We start from the raw sequence: 17,814 nt of genomic DNA on the forward strand, positions 1-17,814 counted from the left end.
CACAACCAAGCCCTCATCGCCCTCGCCAGACGCCGCTCAGACGTACTCTTCGCCATGCTCCGAGACGGAACCCTCTACCAAGAACCTGAGCCACGGAACCTACCCTCAGCCGCTTGACGAAAACCATAGAGGCACCCCCCGTGAGCCCCCTGCAACGTGAACGCAATGAACTTAACGTTCTCTGGTTACACAAGAGTGAGCCGCGTCACTTTCGGCCCTAACATCGGAGAACACCGCTCAAACGGACCAAACGAGAAGAGGAACAACATGCGCGGATTCAGCGCATTACGCGTGGCAGCAGTTGCGGCAGGCATCGCCCTGATGGCCACCGGCTGCGGGGCGACAGGCAAGACTGAGGGCGGCCCCTCCACCACCGGAGCAAGCAGCGGACCCCTCACCGGGCTGCGCATCATGGTGCCCAACACCGCCGGCGGCGGCTACGACACCACGGCACGCGCCGCGGCAAAGGTTCTCGAAGATGAGAAACTCGCCACCAACCCCGAGGTCTTCAACCTGGCCGGCGCTGGCGGCACCGTCGGACTGGCCCGCGTAGTCAACGAAAAGGGCAACGGCGACCTGACCATGCTGATGGGCCTCGGCGTCGTCGGAGCCAGCTACACCAACAAGTCCGAGTCGAAGCTGACCGAGACCACTCCGCTTGCGAAGCTCATCGAAGAGCCGGGCGCCATCATGGTTTCCAAGGATTCCCCGTACAAGACCATTGACGATCTTGTGGCTGCCTGGAAGGCGGACCCATCCAAAGTCAGCGTCGGCGGCGGCTCCTCCCCGGGCGGACCGGACCACCTCCTGCCGATGCAGCTCGCAGGTGCCGTGGGCATCGACGCCACCAAGGTCAACTTCGTCTCCTACGACGGCGGCGGGGACCTGCTTCCGGCCATCCTCGGCAACAAGCTGGGCTTCGCGGCCTCCGGAGCGGGCGAGTTCATTCAACAGATCAAGTCCGGATCCATCCGCGTCCTGGCAACCAGCGGTGAGAACCGGCTTGAAGGAGTCGACGCCCCCACGCTCAAGGAATCCAACATCGACCTGGTCTTCACCAACTGGCGCGGCATCGTCGCCCCTCCGGGCATCAGCGATGCCGACCGTGACGCGCTGATTGCCACGCTGACCAAGATGCACGAGTCGGCGTCCTGGAAGGAAACCCTGAAGGCGCGCGGCTGGACCGACGCGTTCGCCACCGGCGACGAATTCAAGTCCTTCCTCACGGACCAGGACAAGCGCGTCGCCGATGTCCTGACGAAGCTCGGCCTGGCGTGACCTCCTTGTCCTCCCGCCTCAAAGGCCGCTCCGAGCTGGGCGTCGCAGCCCTGCTCGGGGCGGTCGGCGCCTTCGTCCTCTTCGACGCCGTGCGCCTGGTCGTGCCCTACTCCCAGTCAGACCCGGTGGGCCCCAAGGCCCTGCCCGTCATTGTGGGAGCACTCCTGCTGGTCTGCGCCGTGATGCTGGCAGTAAATGTCGTGCGCGGCGGCCACGCCGACGCAGAGGCCGGCGAGGACGTCGATCTGAGCCACCCGAGCGATTGGAAGACCGTCCTCCCGCTTGCTCTCGCCTTCATCGCCAACATCCTGCTGATCGACTGGGCCGGCTGGGTCATCTCCGGAACCGTGCTCTTCTGGGGCAGTGTCTGGGCGCTGGGAAGCCGCCACTACGTCCGCGACGGACTCATCTCCCTGGCCCTGGCGCTCCTGACCTTCTACGGCTTCTACCTCGGTCTGGGCATCGCTCTCCCCGCCGGGCTCCTTGAAGGGATTCTCTAGATGGACATCCTGTCCTCACTCATGGACGGGTTCGCGACGGCGCTGACTCCCATGAACCTCCTGTACGCCCTGATCGGCGTCCTCCTGGGCACCGCCGTCGGCGTCCTTCCCGGCATCGGGCCGGCCATGACCGTGGCGCTGCTGCTCCCGGTCACCTCGGTCCTCGAACCGACGAGCGCCTTCATCATGTTCGCCGGCATCTACTACGGCGGCATGTTCGGCGGTTCCACCACATCGATCCTCCTCAACACCCCGGGCGAATCGTCCTCCGTGATCACCGCGATTGAGGGCAACCTGATGGCCAAGGCCGGCAAGGCAGCCCAGGCATTGGCGACGGCGGCCATCGGCTCGTTCGTCGCCGGCACCATCGGCACGGCCCTCCTGGTGGTCTTCGCACCGATCGTCGTTCAGTTCGCGGTGAGCCTTGGCTCGCCCAGCTACTTCGCCATCATGGTCCTGGCCCTGCTGGCCGTCACCGCCGTCCTGGGCTCGTCCCGGCTGCGCGGCTTCGCGTCCCTCGGCCTGGGGCTGGCGATCGGCCTCGTCGGCCTTGACATCGTGTCCGGCCAGGCCCGCCTCACCTTCGGCCTGCCGCTGCTCGCTGACGGCCTCGACGTCGTCGTCGTCGCCGTGGCGATCTTCGCCGTCGGTGAAGCCCTGTGGGTAGCAGCGCACCTGCGCCGCACACCGCTGCAGATCATCCCCGTGGGCCGGCCCTTCATGGGCAAGCAGGACTGGAAGCGGTCCTGGAAGCCGTGGCTGCGCGGCACCGCCTACGGCTTCCCCTTCGGAGCGCTGCCGGCGGGCGGCGCCGAAATCCCCACCTTCCTCTCCTACGTGACGGAGAAGCGGCTCACCAAGCACCCCGAGGAGTTCGGCAAGGGCGCCATCGAAGGTGTGGCCGGTCCGGAAGCGGCCAACAACGCCGCGGCGGCGGGCACCCTGACCCCGATGCTGGCCCTCGGCCTGCCGACGAACGCCACCGCCGCCGTCATGCTCGCCGCCTTCGTCCAGTTCGGCATCCAGCCCGGACCCCTCCTGTTCGAAAACGAGGGGCCGCTGGTCTGGGCGCTGATCGCCAGCCTGTTCATTGGCAACTTCCTGCTGCTGCTGGTGAACCTTCCACTGGCACCGGTCTGGGCGAAGCTGCTCCGGCTGCCGCGCCCGTACCTGTACGCGGGCATCCTGTTCTTCGCCACGCTGGGTGCCTACTCGGTCAACCTGCAGGCGTTCGACCTGGTGATCCTGCTGGTTCTGGGCACGCTGGGCTTCATGATGCGCCGCTACGGACTGCCCGTCCTGCCGCTCATCCTCGGCGTGATCCTCGGACCGCGCCTTGAAAAGCAGCTGCGCCAGACGCTGCAGCTGAGCGCCGGCGACGTCTCCGGCCTCTGGAGCGAACCGATCGCCATCGTCGTCTACATCATCGTGGCCCTCGTCCTGCTCTGGCCGCTGCTGTTCAAGGCATGGCGCCGTGCCCGCCCCCGCACCGCCGCGGCGGTTGCGGGCGGCACAGTCGCCGGCGGCCCCGCAGCAGCCGGTTCGACGGCGGACCGTCCGCCGGCGGACGGTCCGACGGCGTCAGACGCCACGCCCGCCAACCATGGACAGGAGAAATCGTGAGCATCATCGTCGGCTACGTTCCCACGCCTGAGGGGGCAGCCGCCCTCAACCGGGCGATCAGTGAGGCCCAGAAAAACCAAAGCCGGCTCGTCATCGTCAATTCCTCCCGCGGCGACGCACTGGTGGACAAGCGCTACGTCCAGGCCGAGGACCTCACAGCGGTCACCCAGCGGCTGGAGAAGGAGGGCGTGGAGCACCTCGTCCTCCAGCCGGTCCGCGGAAACGACGCAGCCAACGAGGTGCTCGATGCCGCGGAGGAATACCAGGCCGACCTGATCGTCATCGGCCTTCGGAAGCGCACTCCCGTAGGGAAGCTGATCATGGGCAGCACGGCGCAGCAGATCCTGCTCGAAGCGTCCTGCCCCGTGCTGGCGGTCAAGGCCGGCGCTTAATCACGCACCAATCCAGAACGTCGCAGACCGGGGGTCCGGACCCGTTGGGATTCCGGGCCCCCGGTCTGCACCATCCGCACGTTGAAAGGACCACCATGACTGTCTGCACCCCCGATGCCCGCGCCGCCGCAGGAAGGCTGTCCCCGGAACCCATAGCCAACTGGGCCACGCTCTCCCCCGGTGACAAGGTGGAAATCCACCGCCAGGGACGCGTCGCCTCCGGCCGGATTGACATGCGGGCTCCGGACGGCAGCGTCATCTGGATCATTCAGGATGGCGGACAGGGACGTGCACTCTTTCTGCACGGCGACGGCGCGACGCTCTTCCGCCGCGCCCGGAGGCACAGTGCCGGCCCGGGTCGCACCCGCAGCCCCGGCCAGCCCCGCAGGTCCTGAGCCCTGCGGCCGTCAGGAAAGCCGTCCGGTAGCGTAAAGCCATGAACCAGCACCGCCTCGCCATTCTGGACGACTACCAAGGAGTCGCGGAGGACTTCGCCCCGTGGAGCTCCCTGGAACAGCGGGGGGTCGCCGTCACCGTATTCGGCCGGCATTTCGCCTCCGAAGCCGACGTGGTGGCGGCGTTGGCGGACTTCGACATCATCATCGCGATGCGGGAACGCACGCCCTTTCCCCGCCCCGTCATCGAGCAGCTGCCCCGGCTGAAACTGCTGGTGACCACCGGCGCCGCGAACGCCTCGATCGATCTGCAGGCCGCCACCGACCACGGCGTCACGGTGTGCGGAACCGGCGGCTCACCCACCGCAGCCCCCGAACTGACCTGGGCGCTACTCCTGGCTTTCGCCCGGCACATCACCGCGGAGGAGAACACGCTGCGTGCAGGCGGCTGGCAGCGGACGGTCGGCTTCGAGCTGTCCGGCAAGACGCTCGGAATCGTTGGCCTCGGCAAGATCGGCCAGCGCATCGCCGCCTACGGCCGCGCCTTCGGGATGGACGTGCTTGCGTGGAGCCAGAACCTCACGGAAGAGACCGCCGCCGCGGCCGGCGCGCGCAAAGTCACCAAGGATGAGCTCTTCCAGAAGTCCGACGTCGTGTCCCTGCATCTGCGCCTGTCGGCGCGTTCCGAGGGGACGGTCGGCGAACGGGAGTTGCGGCTCCTGGGCCCCGACGGCGTCCTGGTGAACACCGCCCGAGGGCCCCTCGTTGACCAGCAGGCACTTGTCACGGCGCTGCGGAAAGGCTGGATCCGCGGCACCGCGCTGGATGTCTTCGACCAGGAACCGCTGCCGCCGGGCCACCCGCTCCTGGACGCGCCGCGAACACTCCTGACGCCCCACCTTGGCTATGTCACGCGGGAGAGCTACCGGGCATTCTTCGGCGGCGCGTTCGAGGATGTGACAGCCTGGCTGGACGGCACCCACGTCCGGCCGCTCACGCCGGCCACCCTGCGCTAGGGAGTGCCTCGCCCATCGGGTGTGACCTGGTATAGGGTCAGGCGGTATGGCACTGCGACTTGTCCAGGTGAATTTCAAGGCCCGGGATGACTCAGCGCTCGGCAGGTTTTGGGCGGAGGCGCTCGGCTGGGGTGTGTCCAGCGAGGGTCCCGGTGTGACCAATGTTGAGCCCGTGGGCTTCGCCTGGCCGGACCCCACCGCCGTCTGCGTCGACGTCGTCACCGTTCCGGACCCCGAGACAGTGAAGTACCGCGCGCACCTCGATCTAGCCACCACCTCTGCGGCCCATCAAGCGGAGCTGGTGGCGCGCCTGTTGGAGCTCGGTGCGACGCCAGCAGATGTGGGCCAGGGTGATGTGCCGTGGACCGTCCTGGCCGACCCGGAGGGCAATGTGTTCTGTGTGCTGGAACCCCGGGAGATCTACCGGGACACCGGGCCGATCGCGACGGTGGTGGTCAACTGCACGGATCCGCGGGCCATGGCCCGGTTCTGGAGCGAGGCTACGGACTGGACGCTGCACGAGGTGACCGACGATCATGCGAGGCTGCGTTCGGCCGAGGATGTCGGGCCGTATCTGGAACTCCTTCGTACGTCCGGCGAGGAGACCGTGTGGAACCGTATCCACCTCGACCTGAGGCCGTATCCCGGTGACGATCAAGCGGCAGAGGTGGCCAGGCTGCGCGCTCTGGGCGCCACTGACGCCGACGTCGGCCAGGGCGATGTGCCGTGGGTGTGCCTCGCCGACCCGGAGGGTAACGAGTTCTGCGTCCTTACCCCGGGCTGACACAGAGGGATACAGGCGCCTCCCTCTGCCCGTGTCACGCCTCGGCGCGTTCTACCGTGACCGTGCCCGCATCGCCGTCGACCCTCACCTGCTGTCCGCTCGCGAGACGCTGGGTGGCCACGCCGGTGCCGAGAACGGCGGGGATGCCGTATTCCCGGGCGACGATCGAGCTGTGGCTCAGCGGGCCGCCCACGTCGGTGACCACGCCGGCGGCCATGGCGAACAGCGGCGTCCACGCCGGCGTCGTCATGCGGGCGACCAAGACCTCCCCCGGCCGCATGCTGGCGAAGTCCTCGGGGCCGCCGAGGACGCGCGCCGGTGCGGTCACCTGCCCGGAACTGGCGCCGACTCCCGAGAAGGTGTCGCCGCGCTGGTCCTGGGAGCGGGCCGGCATCATGCTTCCGAACGCCCGTTCCATCCATCGGCTTTCGGGCAGGAGTTGCGGCGCGGCGGCCTTCCGCTGCCCGCGCCACAGCATCTTGCGCTGCTCCACGGCATCGGCCCGCACCGGCCGTTCGGCGCCGGTGATGGATGCACCCGGTGTGGCAAGGCCGAACTCGATGGCGTTGCGCAACTCGTCGAGCCGGAGCCAGAAGACGTCGGCGGGGTCGGCGATGATGCCGGAGTCGACCAGCCGCCGGCCTAGCTCCAGCAGCATCCTCCGCATCAGCGGCCACGCCAGGCCGACGTCGGCTAGCGCATCTTCACGGACGGGCGCCGCCCTTTGCGCCCAGCGCAGCAGCCGGGTGAACGCGGCGCGGCGGACGGGGTCAAGCCTTGCGCTGATCGCCCGGCTCTGGTCCTCCCGGCGGCCGGCCGAATGCTGCTGGCGCTCATGCGGGTCGTGGCCCTCGCCGCGCAGGAAGAACTTCAGGGTTTCCAGCAGGGCCGAAGGATCGTCGGCGGGCACCGGGTTGACGAAGTCAAGGTTGTACACGGCATGCCCGAACCGGTCCAGATGCCGCTGGAAGCGCGTCCGCCACTGTTCCCACTCCCCCGCGTCCACGCCCGCTGGCCGCTCCCCAGTCCGCACGGACGCGGCAATGGATCCGGCCGGTCCGGAGGCTAGGGCTGCGGCCAGTTCCGGATGTCCGCGGGTCCAGGCCGCCAGGTCGAACAGTGACTTCTCGGCACGGATGGGCTCGCTGTCGTACCCGAGCAGGAAGGTCTGCCCGGGCGGGTCGCCGGCACGGCGGACCAGCCGGTCGTAAAACGACCGGAACATGATCTCGCTTGTTGCTGCGATGGGGATGACGGACTGCACCGCCGTGTAATAGGCGGTTCCGGCGTCCAGCAGCTCGGAGATCCCGCCCAGCACCTCGGAGGAGGGAAGGTCCTCCAGCGGTTTGGCGGCCCAGCGCCGCACCAGCCCGCGGTAGCGGGGGTGGGAATGGTCCCGCCACCCCTTGATGCCCATGTGCGCCTGGCCGCGGGCGAGGGCACCCATCGCGGTCAGGGACTTGCCCATCACGCGCCACATTCCGCTGGAGCTGTAGTAGTAATAGGCGTAGCCGTTGATCGTGGGCAGGGAGACGTCGCCCTCCCGGACCACGTCGCTGCCCACGGCCTCGGACAGCAGGGCCCTGATCGACCGCGTCACCGAGCCGTCGATGAGGTCGGCGAACAAGGGTGAGAGCGGGTCGGGCAGCTGCTCCACAATGCTCGCCCGGAAGTACATGCCCTTCGGGAATGGCAACGGCCATTCCGTCGGGGCCTCGGCCGAGGGTTCGGGCAGCGCGGTGACCGGGCGGGACTGCACAATGAAGAACTCACCGGCCGAACGCGCCCATTCGATGTCCTGCGGCGAGCCGAAATGTTCCGCGATGGCTACTCCCTGCCGTGCCAGCGCGGCCGCCGCAGCGTCATCCAGGACCGGCTGGCGGCGCTGCCGCTCAGGAACCGGCTGCTCCCTCGTGCCATTGTCCGCGTAGGCGGTCATGACGTCCTTGTCCGCGGTGCTCCGCGACTCCACGCGGCCCGAAGCGGGGTCCAGCACGACGTCGTCGGTGGTGACGGCACCGCTGACCACCGACTCGCCCAGGCCCCAGGCGGCACTGATCACCACCTGGTCGCGGCGGCCGTTGGAAGGGTTGGCGGTGAACATGACGCCGGCGGCGTCCGACTCGACCATCCGCTGTACCACCACCGCGAGGCGAACCGTGGCGGGATCGAGCCCCTCACGGGAGCGGTAAGCCATGGCGCGCGCATTCCACAGGGACGCCCAGCAGTCTATGACCGCCGCCGTGACGTCATCGGCGCCCCGGATGTTCAAGTAGGTGTCCTGCTGCCCCGCGAAGCTGGCCGAGGCCAAGTCCTCGGCGGTGGCAGAGGACCTCACGGCCACCGGCACGTCCGCACCGCCGCCGTCGCCGGGCGCGGCAGTCCCCCGGGCGAGCCCGCTGTACGCCTCGCGCAGCTCGCGGGCGATCTCCTTCGGCATCACGCCCCCGGTGAACAGCGCGCGGATCCGCCGGGCGGCCCCATCGTAGTCGGTCCCGTGTGCACCGGGAGGAAGCGTGGCGAGTTCGAGAATCCGCGGGGCGAGGCCGTTGGACTCGACGAAGTCCGCATACGCTGCGGTGGTCAGCACGAAGCCGGGCGGCACGGGAAACCCTGCCCGGGCCAGCTCGCCAAGGTTGGCACCCTTTCCGCCGGCCAGCCCGACATCCCCGCGCCCGAGCTGCCCGAAGTCCCTGATGTAGGCCATCACCGCGCATCCCTCCTGCCCGGGCCGAGGCGCTGCTCCGGGCCCGGTCCGTGCCCATTGTGGCACGCGGGATGCCGGCGTCCTAGGCCTGGACCCCTTCGGCGCCGCTCACTGGCCGCTGCGCGGGCGCCAAACCACCACGGCCTGGGAGCGCGGCCGGGGGCGCTGCCCACGGGCGAGGCTGACGACGTCGCCGGCTGCTCCGGCGGCAAAGATCCTGGAGTCGAGCGAATCACGACGCCGGCCCAGTTGCTCCGTCAGTTCGCCGACCCGGCGCTGCAGCGCGGCCACCTGGTTCTCCAGTTCGAGGATGCGCTTGATGCCCTCGAGGGAGACCCCCTCGTGGGACAGGCGCTGCACCTCGCGGAGCATGTTCACGTCCCGTTGGGAATACCGGCGGGATTTACCCGGCGCACGGCTGGGCTTGACGATGCCCAGCCGGTCGTACTGCCGCAGCGTCTGCGGATGCATGTCTGCCAGCTCGGCCGCCACTGAAATGACGAAAATCGGCTGATCGAAGTTGATGTCCACGGCCGGCGCCCGTTTCTACAGCCGGGCCTTGGCTGCCAGGCCCTCACGGACATCCGCGCCGGCGGTGGCGGCGGCAAACGCCTTCACCGCCTCCTCGGCTTCCTTGCTCAGGTTCTTCGGAACGGCGACGTCGATCGTCACCAGCAGGTCGCCCTCGCCCTTGGACGTTTTGACGCCGCGGCCTTTGACCCGGAGGGTGCGCCCGGACGGCGTCCCCGCGGGCACCCGGACCCTGACATGCTCGCCGTCGATGGTGGGGACCTCGATGTCGGCGCCCAAAGCGGCTTCCGGGAAGGTGACCGGCACGTGGATGCGGAGGTTGTCGCCGTCGCGCGTGTAGAAATTGTGCGGCTTGACGTTGACCGTCACCATGAGGTCGCCGTTGCCGGCAGGACCGTACTGGCCCTTGCCGCGGACACGGACCCGCTGGCCGTCCTTGATGCCGGCGGGCACGCGGACGTCGATGACTTCGCCGTCTGGCTCGCGCAGGCCGATGGTGGTGCCGCGGATGGATCCGGCGAAGGAGATGCTGGTGGTCGCCGTGCGGTCCGCGCCCTTCTGCGGCGCACGCTGGTACCCGGCAGGCCCGCCGGCCCCGCCGAAGCCGCCGCCGAACAGGTCCGCAAATTCGGGCGGGACGCCGCCGGCCGTGCTGAAACCGCCGGAATGGCGCCCTCCGCCGCCGGTGAACAGCCCGCCGAAGAGGTCCTCGAAACCGCCGTTCGCGGTACTCCCGGCACCGTGCGGGGCGAAGCGCGCTCCGCCACCCATGGCCCGGATGGCGTCATACTGCTGACGTTCATCAGGGTCCGACAACACGGAATATGCCTCGGAGATGTCCTTGAACTTCTTCTCCGAGGCAGCGTCACCTGAATTCGTATCCGGGTGGTGCTGCCGGGCGAGCTTCCGATAAGCCTTCTTGATATCAGCGTCGGAAGCGTCCTTGGCAACACCAAGGATCTTATAGAAGTCCTTGTCTACCCAGTCCTGGCTGGCCAATGGCGTTTCCTTTCAAAAAGTTACGGGTCGGTGGTTGAGCTTGCCGAAACCTGGGTTCCGACAAGCTCAACCACCGGGGGTAATGCTACGCAGGCACAGCCACGATGACCTGCGCTGCCCGGAGGACGCGCTCGCCTGACTTGTAGCCGGAGCGGAGCACCTGGCTGACAGTGTCAACCTCGATGTCCTCGCCGGGCTGCTGGATGAGGGCCTCGTGGATCGTGGGGTCGAACTCCACACCGGTCTCATCGATGCGCACCAGGCCGTACGTCTTCAGCGCATTCTCCAGCTTGGCGGCGATCGCGGCGAACGGGCCGTCCGTGAGGTCACCGTGCTGGCGGGCGGCGTCCACGTCGTCCAGCACCGGAAGCAGCGAGTTCAGGACGCCGATGACGGCCATTTCCCCTGCCACGGCGCGGTCGCGCTCAACGCGCTTGCGGTAGTTGACGTACTCCGCCTGCAGCCGGAGCAGGTCGTTCTTCAGCTCCGTAGCCTCAGCGGTGGTTGAGCCTGTCGCAACCCCCTGTGCCACCGATTCCTCGGCCGGCACATCCACCCGGTTAAGGATTTCCTCTGCCTGGGCGAGGGCGTCGCCGTCGGAATCCGCGGAGGTCTCGAGGGGCTCCGCCACCGGTTCGGCATGCTTCTCACCTTTGGGGTGGCGGGCCTGCCCGGTCACCGGGTCCACCTTGCGGTGGTCCCGGATGACCGGCTCGTCGCGCTTGCTTCCCTGGTCGCGGGAAGAGCCGTGCTCTTCTTCGTTACCGTGATGAGGCATGGTTACTTCTTCTCTTCTTCGTCAACGATCTCGGCGTCGACGATGTCTTCATCGTCGGAAGAACCCGTCTTGTCGCCTGCGGCACCGGCCGGCGCACCCTCAGCACCGGCTGCGCCGGTTTCACCGTTCGGCGAACCTGCCTGGGCGTAGATGGCTTCGCCCAGCTTGGTCTGGGAAGCCTGCAGCTTCTCAAACGCGGTCTTCACGGCCGCATCGTCGGTGCCTTCAAGCGCCTTCTTGAGGGCGTCGACGTCGGCCTGGACCTCGGTCTTGACCTCTTCGGGCAGCTTGTCCTTGTTGTCGGCGATGAGCTTGTCCACGGAGTAGGCCAGCTGCTCGGCCGTGTTGCGGGTGTCGGTCGCCTCGCGGCGGGCCTTGTCCTCGGCCGCGTGCTCCTCGGCGTCGCGGACCATGCGCTCGATGTCTTCCTTCGAAAGCGCCGTGCCGCCGGTGATGGTCATGGACTGTTCCTTGCCGGTGCCCTTGTCCTTCGCGGAGACGTGCACGATGCCGTTGGCGTCGATGTCGAAGGTGACCTCGATCTGCGGGACGCCGCGGGGGGCCGGAGCGATGCCGGTCAGTTCGAATGTGCCCAGCGGCTTGTTGTCGCGGGTGAACTCGCGTTCGCCCTGGAAGACCTGGATGGCCACGGACGGCTGGTTGTCATCAGCCGTGGTGAAGGTCTCGGACCGCTTGGTGGGGATGGCCGTGTTGCGCTCGATCAGGTGCGTCATGACACCGCCCTTGGTCTCGATGCCGAGGGACAGCGGGGTGACGTCGATCAGGAGAACGTCCTTGCGCTCACCCTTCAGCACGCCTGCCTGCAGGGCTGCACCAACGGCCACAACCTCATCCGGGTTGACGCCCTTGTTGGGCTCCTTGCCGCCGGCGAGTTCCTTGACCAGCTCGTACACAGCGGGCATACGGGTGGAACCGCCCACGAGCACGATGTGGTCGATGTCGGAAAGCTTGATGCCGGCTTCCTTGATGACGTCGTGGAAAGGCTTCTTGGTGCGGTCCAGCAGGTCCTTGGTGAGGTCCTGGAACTTGGCGCGGGTCAGCTGCTCGTCCAGGTGGACCGGGCCGTCGGGGGTGACGGAGAGGTACTGGAGGGAGACGTTGGTGCTGGAGGAGGAGGAGAGTTCCTTCTTGGCCTGCTCGGCCGCTTCACGCAGGCGCTGCAGGGCGATCTTGTCCTTGGAGAGATCGATGCCCTTGACCTTGAGCTGGTTCAGCAGGTACTCAACGACGCGGTTGTCCCAGTCGTCGCCGCCGAGGCGGTTGTCACCGGCGGTGGCGCGCACCTGGATGGTGGAGAAGTCGTCTTCGTCCTTGCCGACTTCCAGCAGGGAGACGTCGAACGTGCCGCCGCCGAGGTCGAAGACCAGGATGAGCTCGTCCTCCTTACCCTTGTCCAGGCCGTAGGCCAGGGCGGCCGCGGTGGGCTCGTTGACGATGCGCAGGACGTTCATGCCGGCGATTTCGCCGGCTTCCTTGGTGGCCTGGCGCTCGGCGTCGTTGAAGTAGGCCGGAACGGTGATCACGGCGTCGGTGACCTTTTCGCCGAGGTAGGACTCGGCGTCGTTCTTCAGCTTCATCAGCACGCGAGCGGAGATTTCCTGCGCCGTGTACTTCTTGTCGTCGATTGCGACGCTCCAGTCGGTGCCCATGTGGCGCTTGACGGAGGCGATGGTGCGGTCGATGTTGTTGACGGCCTGGCGCTTGGCGATCTCGCCGACCAGGACCTCGCCGGACTTGGAGAACGCAACGACGGACGGCGTGGTGCGGCCGCCCTCGGCGTTGGCAATAACGGTGGGCTCGCCACCTTCGAGAACGGAGACGACGGAGTTGGTGGTTCCGAGGTCGATACCTACTGCACGTGACATGTGTTGCTTCCTTCTTTCCTTGGAAACTGTGTGACCCCGGCCCTCGACGTGGCCCGGCATCAGGCTGCTGATCGGGCTTGTAACCCGCTGATCTGGCTCGTCGAGATCGAGGTTCGCCCACTCCTTGAGCGATCTGCACTCAACTTTACTCAGCCCGGCTTTTAAGTCAATCCAAAGTTGAGTCGAGCACGCTCAACTTTGGAATTCTGCGGGGCTCGCCCATGGGAATGGCCCCCGGCCATCCGCGGAAGCTGGTGGAAAGCCGGAGGCCAAAGGGACGGAACGGTACGGTTTCGCCCTGCGTGAACGTGCGCCGGGCGCCGCCCCCCGCGCGACTTAATCGCGGGAGGAACTGCCGCCGCCGTTGTTCTTGGGAGCGTTGACCTGGCCGTCGATGAGTTCATCCTTCAGTTCGTCGGCCTCACCCCGCTCCGGCGCGGTACCGGCGGCGCCATAGTCGCCTTCGGAGTATTCGCCTGCCTGGCCGGCGGGCAGCTCCTGTCCCACCGCGCCAGCCCCGCCATAGTCGCCTGTCGCATAGGCGCCTGCCTCGGCGTCGGCGGGGCCTTCGGCCGATCCGGCGTCGCCACGATCGCCGCCAGAGTATTGGCCCTTCGTATCGGCGCGGGCATCGTCACCCACCACGCCGGCGTCGCCATAGTCGCCCTCAACGTACTGTCCGCTATCACCTTCGAGTGCCGGGTTCCTGGAGCTGGCGTGGGTCTTTCCTGCGCTGTTCGGCTCGCTGTTTTCGGTCATCGCTTGATCACTCCTTCGGAGGATTGGGCCGCGCCCGGCCGGACGCACTGGCAGTCTACTCAGCCGGAGCAGGTGGCAACAGGGGTCCGTATTCAGTCGAATCCGGCCACGCGGGCCAGCATGTCCACGTGGTGCTGAAACAGTTCGTCGGGGGCGGAAAACGTGTCGGCTCCGTACTGCCCGAAGACTTCGAAACTGACAGCCCCGAAGATCGACGTCCACACCAGCGCGCCGCGGGCCAGCAGGGCGTCCGGGACCGCCAGGTCCAGTCCACCGCGGATTGCTTCAAAGTCGGCAGCCAGCGCGGGGTGCACGACGGCGGCATCCGGCGCAGCGAGCCTGCCTGCCCGGTAGGCGGAGTCCAGGATCCCCATCAGGCAGGTGACCACCCGCGTACCGGGGCCGGTGGTCCGCTCTGCCGGCGCCTGGTATCCGGGCACCGGACTCCCGAACAGGAGAGAGTATCTGGACGGCTCCCTCACCGCCCACTCCCTGACGGCGTGCGCCAGTGCGGCAAAGCGGCCCCTGAAGTCGTCCGCGGGGAACGGCTCGACGGCGGCATCCACTGCATCTCCCAGCTCACCGTAGGCGTCTATGAGCAGGAGCGTCAGGAGCTCGTCGCGGCTCTCCACGTAGCGGTACACGGCGGACGACACCACGCCCAGGTCGCGGGCAACGGCGCGGAGTGAGAGCGCAGCCGCCCCATGGAGCGCGAGATGCTCCCGTCCCAGCTGGACAATCTGCGCGATGGTACGGATGCGGGCCAGCTCACGCGGGGTCTTGGGCTTCTGGGGATCCTGGACGTCAGCCATCCTTCAAGGATGGCACAAAGCAGAGCAGGGAACTCAACTGCGAGCACTGCTCTTGACTTCGCTGAGCAGGGCGGTCATTCTGGATTGAGAGAGCAGTGCTCTCATAACCTTTCAGTGAAAGCGGGGAGACCATGCCGGACAAACTATTCGTCGTCACGGGAGCCGGGCCGGTGGGGTGGACGGTCGCCGAACAGCTCGCCGGGCTGGGCCACCGCGTCCGCGTCCTGACGCGGTCCGGCAGCGGCCCGCGGCACCCGCTGGTTGAAAGGCGCTCCGTGGACGTTGCGGACCCCGCGCTGCTGGCGGACTCGTTCCGCGGCGCCAGCGCCGTCTTCCACTGCATCCACGGCTCGGCCTACAGCGCCAAGGCATGGGAGCGGGAACTTCCGCGGGCAGAACAGGCCGTGCTGGCGGCGGCAGGCGAGGCGGGCGCCGTCGTCGTCTTTCCCGAAAGTCTCTACTCGTACAGCGAGCCGGACCAGGTGCTGACAGAGGAGAGCCCGCGCTCGGCCCGGGGCGGCAAGCGCGGCGTGCGGACGGCGCTCCTGGGTGCGCGGGAAGCGAGCGCCACAGACACCGTGAGCGTGGTTGCGGCCGACTTTTTCGGCCCCCGGGTCCGGATGTCGCACGCGGGCGAACGCATGGTGCCGGCGATCCTGGCGCGGCGGCCGCTGCAGGTGGTGGGCGGCGCGGACCGGCCGCATTCATTCACGTTCGTGCCGGACCTGGCTGCGGCGATGATCAAGGCCGCACAGACTCCCTCGTTGTGGAACCGCGTGCTGCACGCCCCCACCAACCCGGCGCCCACGCAGCGGCAACTTGCCGTCGCGTTCGCTGATGCCGCGGGCCTGCCGTCGCCGAAGGTGGGCGTCCTGCCGGGCTGGCTGCTGCGCGCCGTCGGGGTGTTCTCGGCCGACGTCCGCGAGATCGCCGAGATGCTGTACCAGTTCCAGCAGCCGTTCGTGATGAGCTCGGCAGCCAGCGAGGCGGCACTTGACCTGCGCCCGACGCCGCTGCCCGCCGCTGCCCGGCTGACTGTTGACTGGTGGAAGTCGGAGGCCTCCACCGCGGCTTCAGGATCCGCCGCGCCGCGCACCGCCCGCGCTAGCTGACGCGGGTTTCCTGGGCCTCGGTTGCACCGGCCGTTTCGTCCGCCGACGGGAAGGGGTGCGGCTCCGCGCGCCCCAGCCTGCTTGGCCACCAGATGCGCCTGCCCAGGTCGTAGGCCAGCGCCGGGACAAGCAGCGAGCGCACCAGCACCGTGTCCAGCAGCACTCCGAATGCCACGATGAACGCGAGCTGCACCAGGAACATGATGGGGATGACACCCAGTGCGGCAAAGGTGGCTGCAAGAACCACCCCTGCGGAGGTGATCACCCCGCCGGTCACGCCCAGTCCCCGCAGGATGCCGGGCCGGGTCCCGTGCTTGAGTGACTCCTCGCGGACCCGGCTCATGAGGAAGATGTTGTAGTCCACGCCCAGGGCCACCAGGAACACGAAGCCGAACAGCGGCACTGTGGCATCAGCTCCCGGGAAGCCCAGGACGGTGTTGAACACGAAGGCTGAGACGCCCATGGCGGCCGCGTAGGAAAGCACCACAGACGCCACCAGCAGGACGGGCGCCAGGACGGATCGCAGCAACAGCATCAGGATGGCCAGGATGACCGCGAGCACCACGGGGATGATGGTCACAAGGTCCCGCTGCGCCGTCGTGTTCGTGTCCAGCGCCGTGGCGGTCACGCCGCCGACCAGCGCTTTCGGGTCCACGCCCTTGACGCCCTCCCGCAGCCCCAGCACCGCATTCTCGGCGTCGCTTGAGTCCGCTGCGAAGTCGAGGGTGGCGTTGATCAGCACCCTCCCGTCGCGGACGGCCGGGGCGGTGGGGGCACCGGGCGCCGCCGGTTCGCTGGAAACGACCGGCACGCCGCCGTCGGCAAGCAGGTAGGCACTTCCCACGCCGTCGGACGCCTTGACCTCTGCCAGCACCTCCGCGGCCTTGGCTTCGGTGGCCACAATCACCGCGGGGCTGCCGCTTCCGGCGTCGAAGTGGCGGGCCAGCGCGTCCTGCCCGTCAACAGCATTGGAGGCGCTGAGGATGACGTCGGTCTGGGGAACGCCGTTCGCCTTGAGCTGCAGGATTCCCGCCGACGCGGCGAGCAGCAGGAGGACGGACGCCACCCATACGGTCCGCGGACGCCGGGACACCAGTGAACCGGTGGCACGCCACAGCCCCTTCTGGCCCTCCAGGCCGGTGACCAGCCGCGGCTCCCGCTCCCCTTCGGGCACCAGCCTGGGCAGGAACGGCCAGAACGCGCCGCGCCCCAGGAGCGCCAGCAGCGCAGGCAGCAGGGTCAGCGCCGCGAACAGCGCACACAGGATGCCGGCGGCAGCCACGGGACCCAGGGCCTTGTTGGAATTAAGGTCGGAGAACAGCAGGCACAGCAGGGCGATGATCACCGTGGCGCCGGAAGCCAGGATCGGCTCGAAGGACGCCTTCCAGGCGGTGGCGACGGCGGCGGTCCGGTCCGCGGTGTGCGTCAGCGCCTCGCGGAACCGTGCCACATAGAGCAGGGCGTAGTCGGTGGCGGCGCCGATTACCAGGATCGACAGAATGCCCTGGCTCTGGCCGTTGAGCTGGATCCAGCCGAGCTTCGCCATGCCGAACACCAGCAGGATGGCCGCACACAGGGCGAACACCGAGGTCAACAGCACGGCCACGGGCAGGAGCAGGGACCGGTAGACCACCAGGAGGATGACCAACACCGCCCCCAGCGCCACGAGCAGCAGGATGCCGTCGATGCCGGCGAAGGCGCCCGCGAGGTCGGCCGCCAGCCCGGCCGGGCCAGTGACAAATGTCTGCGTGCCTTCCGGCGCTCCGGCCCGGACCGCGTCCCGCAGCTCCTGCACGGCGTCCTTGACCTCGCCGGACGAGGAAATAGGCACGATGAACTGCACCGCCCGCTGGTCCTCGGCGGGGATGGGGCCGATGACCGAACTGGCCGCCCGCAGCGCTTCCAGCTCACCCTTGAGGGCCGCCGCCTCGCCCAGTTGGGACGGCGTGAACGCGGCCTCGCTTTCAATCACGACGACGGCGGGAACCTCGCCAGAGTCCCTGAACTTTTCCTGCCAATCCCGGGCCTCGGTGGCCTCCGCGCCGGCCGGCAGGAAGGACGCCTGGTCGTTGGACGAGACCTCCTCCAGCCTGCCGAAGGTGGGCCCGCCAATGCCCGCGACGGCTAGCCAGATGAGGACGAGGAGCACAGGAATTAGCCAGCGCAGCCAGAACGGGACGCGGGGCACGGTGCTGGATGGCTGCTTCATGGCGTCCTTCATGTCGGTCGCGTCCCGCTGGAG

16 protein-coding genes are annotated in these 17,814 nt (G+C 68.1%); 8 read left to right on the forward strand and 8 right to left on the reverse strand.

The features are described 5' to 3' along the window. The first annotated feature begins 267 nt into the window (after positions 1-267). The 7 genes from JYA52_RS07970 to JYA52_RS08000 all read left to right on the forward strand — a co-directional run bounded on the left by JYA52_RS07970 (position 268) and on the right by JYA52_RS08000 (position 5,988). Positions 268-1,278, forward strand: a complete 1,011-nt coding sequence (locus JYA52_RS07970) for a Bug family tripartite tricarboxylate transporter substrate binding protein (RefSeq protein WP_205652669.1) — start codon at positions 268-270, stop codon at positions 1,276-1,278. After that, complete coding sequence (locus JYA52_RS07975) at positions 1,275-1,778, forward strand: tripartite tricarboxylate transporter TctB family protein (protein ID WP_205652670.1); 504 nt, start codon at positions 1,275-1,277, stop codon at positions 1,776-1,778. Before JYA52_RS07970 ends, JYA52_RS07975 begins: the two co-directional genes overlap by 4 nt. After that, positions 1,779-3,401, forward strand: a complete 1,623-nt coding sequence (locus tag JYA52_RS07980; protein ID WP_205652671.1) for a tripartite tricarboxylate transporter permease — start codon at positions 1,779-1,781, stop codon at positions 3,399-3,401. It abuts the gene before it with no gap. Then, entirely contained in the window at positions 3,398-3,793 is a 396-nt protein-coding gene (locus JYA52_RS07985) for a universal stress protein (protein WP_205652672.1), read from the forward strand. The genes JYA52_RS07980 and JYA52_RS07985 overlap by 4 nt, the downstream gene beginning before the upstream one ends. 95 nt (positions 3,794-3,888) lie before the next feature. Beyond that, positions 3,889-4,188, forward strand: a complete 300-nt coding sequence (locus JYA52_RS07990; protein WP_205652673.1) for a hypothetical protein — start codon at positions 3,889-3,891, stop codon at positions 4,186-4,188. Between the two features lie 41 nt (positions 4,189-4,229). Then, the gene (locus tag JYA52_RS07995) at positions 4,230-5,204 is read left to right on the forward strand and encodes a D-2-hydroxyacid dehydrogenase family protein (RefSeq protein ID WP_205652674.1); all 975 of its coding nucleotides are present in this window, start codon (positions 4,230-4,232) and stop codon (positions 5,202-5,204) included. Between the two features lie 46 nt (positions 5,205-5,250). Continuing rightward, on the forward strand, positions 5,251-5,988 hold the full coding sequence (locus JYA52_RS08000) for a VOC family protein (protein ID WP_205652675.1): 738 nt from the start codon (positions 5,251-5,253) through the stop codon (positions 5,986-5,988). Between the two features lie 34 nt (positions 5,989-6,022). On the opposite strand, the gene JYA52_RS08005 is transcribed toward JYA52_RS08000, so the two are convergent. The 7 genes from JYA52_RS08005 to JYA52_RS08035 form a co-directional block, all read right to left on the reverse strand. Continuing rightward, positions 6,023-8,695, reverse strand: coding sequence for a PEP/pyruvate-binding domain-containing protein (locus JYA52_RS08005; RefSeq protein WP_205652676.1), 2,673 nt, complete (start codon positions 8,693-8,695; stop codon positions 6,023-6,025). A 108-nt stretch (positions 8,696-8,803) separates the two neighbouring features. Next, complete coding sequence (locus tag JYA52_RS08010; protein WP_205652677.1) at positions 8,804-9,226, reverse strand: heat shock protein transcriptional repressor HspR; 423 nt, start codon at positions 9,224-9,226, stop codon at positions 8,804-8,806. A gap of 15 nt (positions 9,227-9,241) precedes the next feature. Beyond that, positions 9,242-10,225: a DnaJ C-terminal domain-containing protein gene (locus JYA52_RS08015; protein ID WP_205652678.1), complete on the reverse strand. Its 984-nt coding sequence runs from the start codon at positions 10,223-10,225 to the stop codon at positions 9,242-9,244. An 85-nt stretch (positions 10,226-10,310) separates the two neighbouring features. Then, positions 10,311-11,003 carry a nucleotide exchange factor GrpE gene (locus JYA52_RS08020; protein ID WP_205652679.1) on the reverse strand — a complete coding sequence of 231 codons (693 nt, stop codon included), beginning with the start codon at positions 11,001-11,003 and terminating at the stop codon, positions 10,311-10,313. Positions 11,004-11,005: 2 nt separating this feature from the next. Then, positions 11,006-12,889: a molecular chaperone DnaK gene (dnaK, locus tag JYA52_RS08025; RefSeq protein WP_205652680.1), complete on the reverse strand. Its 1,884-nt coding sequence runs from the start codon at positions 12,887-12,889 to the stop codon at positions 11,006-11,008. Between the two features lie 336 nt (positions 12,890-13,225). Then, positions 13,226-13,648, reverse strand: a complete 423-nt coding sequence (locus tag JYA52_RS08030) for a hypothetical protein (RefSeq protein ID WP_205652681.1) — start codon at positions 13,646-13,648, stop codon at positions 13,226-13,228. Between the two features lie 92 nt (positions 13,649-13,740). After that, positions 13,741-14,460 carry a TetR/AcrR family transcriptional regulator gene (locus JYA52_RS08035; RefSeq protein WP_205652682.1) on the reverse strand — a complete coding sequence of 240 codons (720 nt, stop codon included), beginning with the start codon at positions 14,458-14,460 and terminating at the stop codon, positions 13,741-13,743. A gap of 131 nt (positions 14,461-14,591) precedes the next feature. Here JYA52_RS08035 and JYA52_RS08040 point away from each other — a divergent pair, with 131 nt between their 5' ends. After that, complete coding sequence (locus JYA52_RS08040) at positions 14,592-15,572, forward strand: NAD-dependent epimerase/dehydratase family protein (RefSeq protein ID WP_205652683.1); 981 nt, start codon at positions 14,592-14,594, stop codon at positions 15,570-15,572. Here the strand turns inward: JYA52_RS08040 and JYA52_RS08045 are convergent. Then, positions 15,565-17,781, reverse strand: a complete 2,217-nt coding sequence (locus tag JYA52_RS08045) for an MMPL family transporter (RefSeq protein ID WP_240460098.1) — start codon at positions 17,779-17,781, stop codon at positions 15,565-15,567. The two genes, JYA52_RS08040 and JYA52_RS08045, sit on opposite strands and share 8 nt — an antisense overlap. Positions 17,782-17,814 lie beyond the last annotated feature (33 nt).

Source organism: Arthrobacter pascens, from assembly GCF_017052465.1.
Lineage (GTDB): Bacteria > Actinomycetota > Actinomycetes > Actinomycetales > Micrococcaceae > Arthrobacter > Arthrobacter pascens.

Excerpts from the sequence above, each read along its gene's own strand:
- JYA52_RS08005 (WP_205652676.1), bottom strand. The coding sequence starts at position 8,695 with ATGGCCTACATCAGGGACTTCGGGCAGCTCGGGCGCGGGGATGTCGGG.
- JYA52_RS07980 (WP_205652671.1), top strand. The coding sequence starts at position 1,779 with ATGGACATCCTGTCCTCACTCATGGACGGGTTCGCGACGGCGCTGACT.
- JYA52_RS08045 (WP_240460098.1), bottom strand. The coding sequence starts at position 17,781 with ATGAAGCAGCCATCCAGCACCGTGCCCCGCGTCCCGTTCTGGCTGCGC.
- JYA52_RS07970 (WP_205652669.1), top strand. The coding sequence starts at position 268 with ATGCGCGGATTCAGCGCATTACGCGTGGCAGCAGTTGCGGCAGGCATC.
- JYA52_RS08000 (WP_205652675.1), top strand. The coding sequence starts at position 5,251 with ATGGCACTGCGACTTGTCCAGGTGAATTTCAAGGCCCGGGATGACTCA.
- dnaK (WP_205652680.1), bottom strand. The coding sequence starts at position 12,889 with ATGTCACGTGCAGTAGGTATCGACCTCGGAACCACCAACTCCGTCGTC.
- JYA52_RS07995 (WP_205652674.1), top strand. The coding sequence starts at position 4,230 with ATGAACCAGCACCGCCTCGCCATTCTGGACGACTACCAAGGAGTCGCG.
- JYA52_RS08040 (WP_205652683.1), top strand. The coding sequence starts at position 14,592 with ATGCCGGACAAACTATTCGTCGTCACGGGAGCCGGGCCGGTGGGGTGG.
- JYA52_RS08030 (WP_205652681.1), bottom strand. The coding sequence starts at position 13,648 with ATGACCGAAAACAGCGAGCCGAACAGCGCAGGAAAGACCCACGCCAGC.
- JYA52_RS08020 (WP_205652679.1), bottom strand. The coding sequence starts at position 11,003 with ATGCCTCATCACGGTAACGAAGAAGAGCACGGCTCTTCCCGCGACCAG.
- JYA52_RS08035 (WP_205652682.1), bottom strand. The coding sequence starts at position 14,460 with ATGGCTGACGTCCAGGATCCCCAGAAGCCCAAGACCCCGCGTGAGCTG.
- JYA52_RS07990 (WP_205652673.1), top strand. The coding sequence starts at position 3,889 with ATGACTGTCTGCACCCCCGATGCCCGCGCCGCCGCAGGAAGGCTGTCC.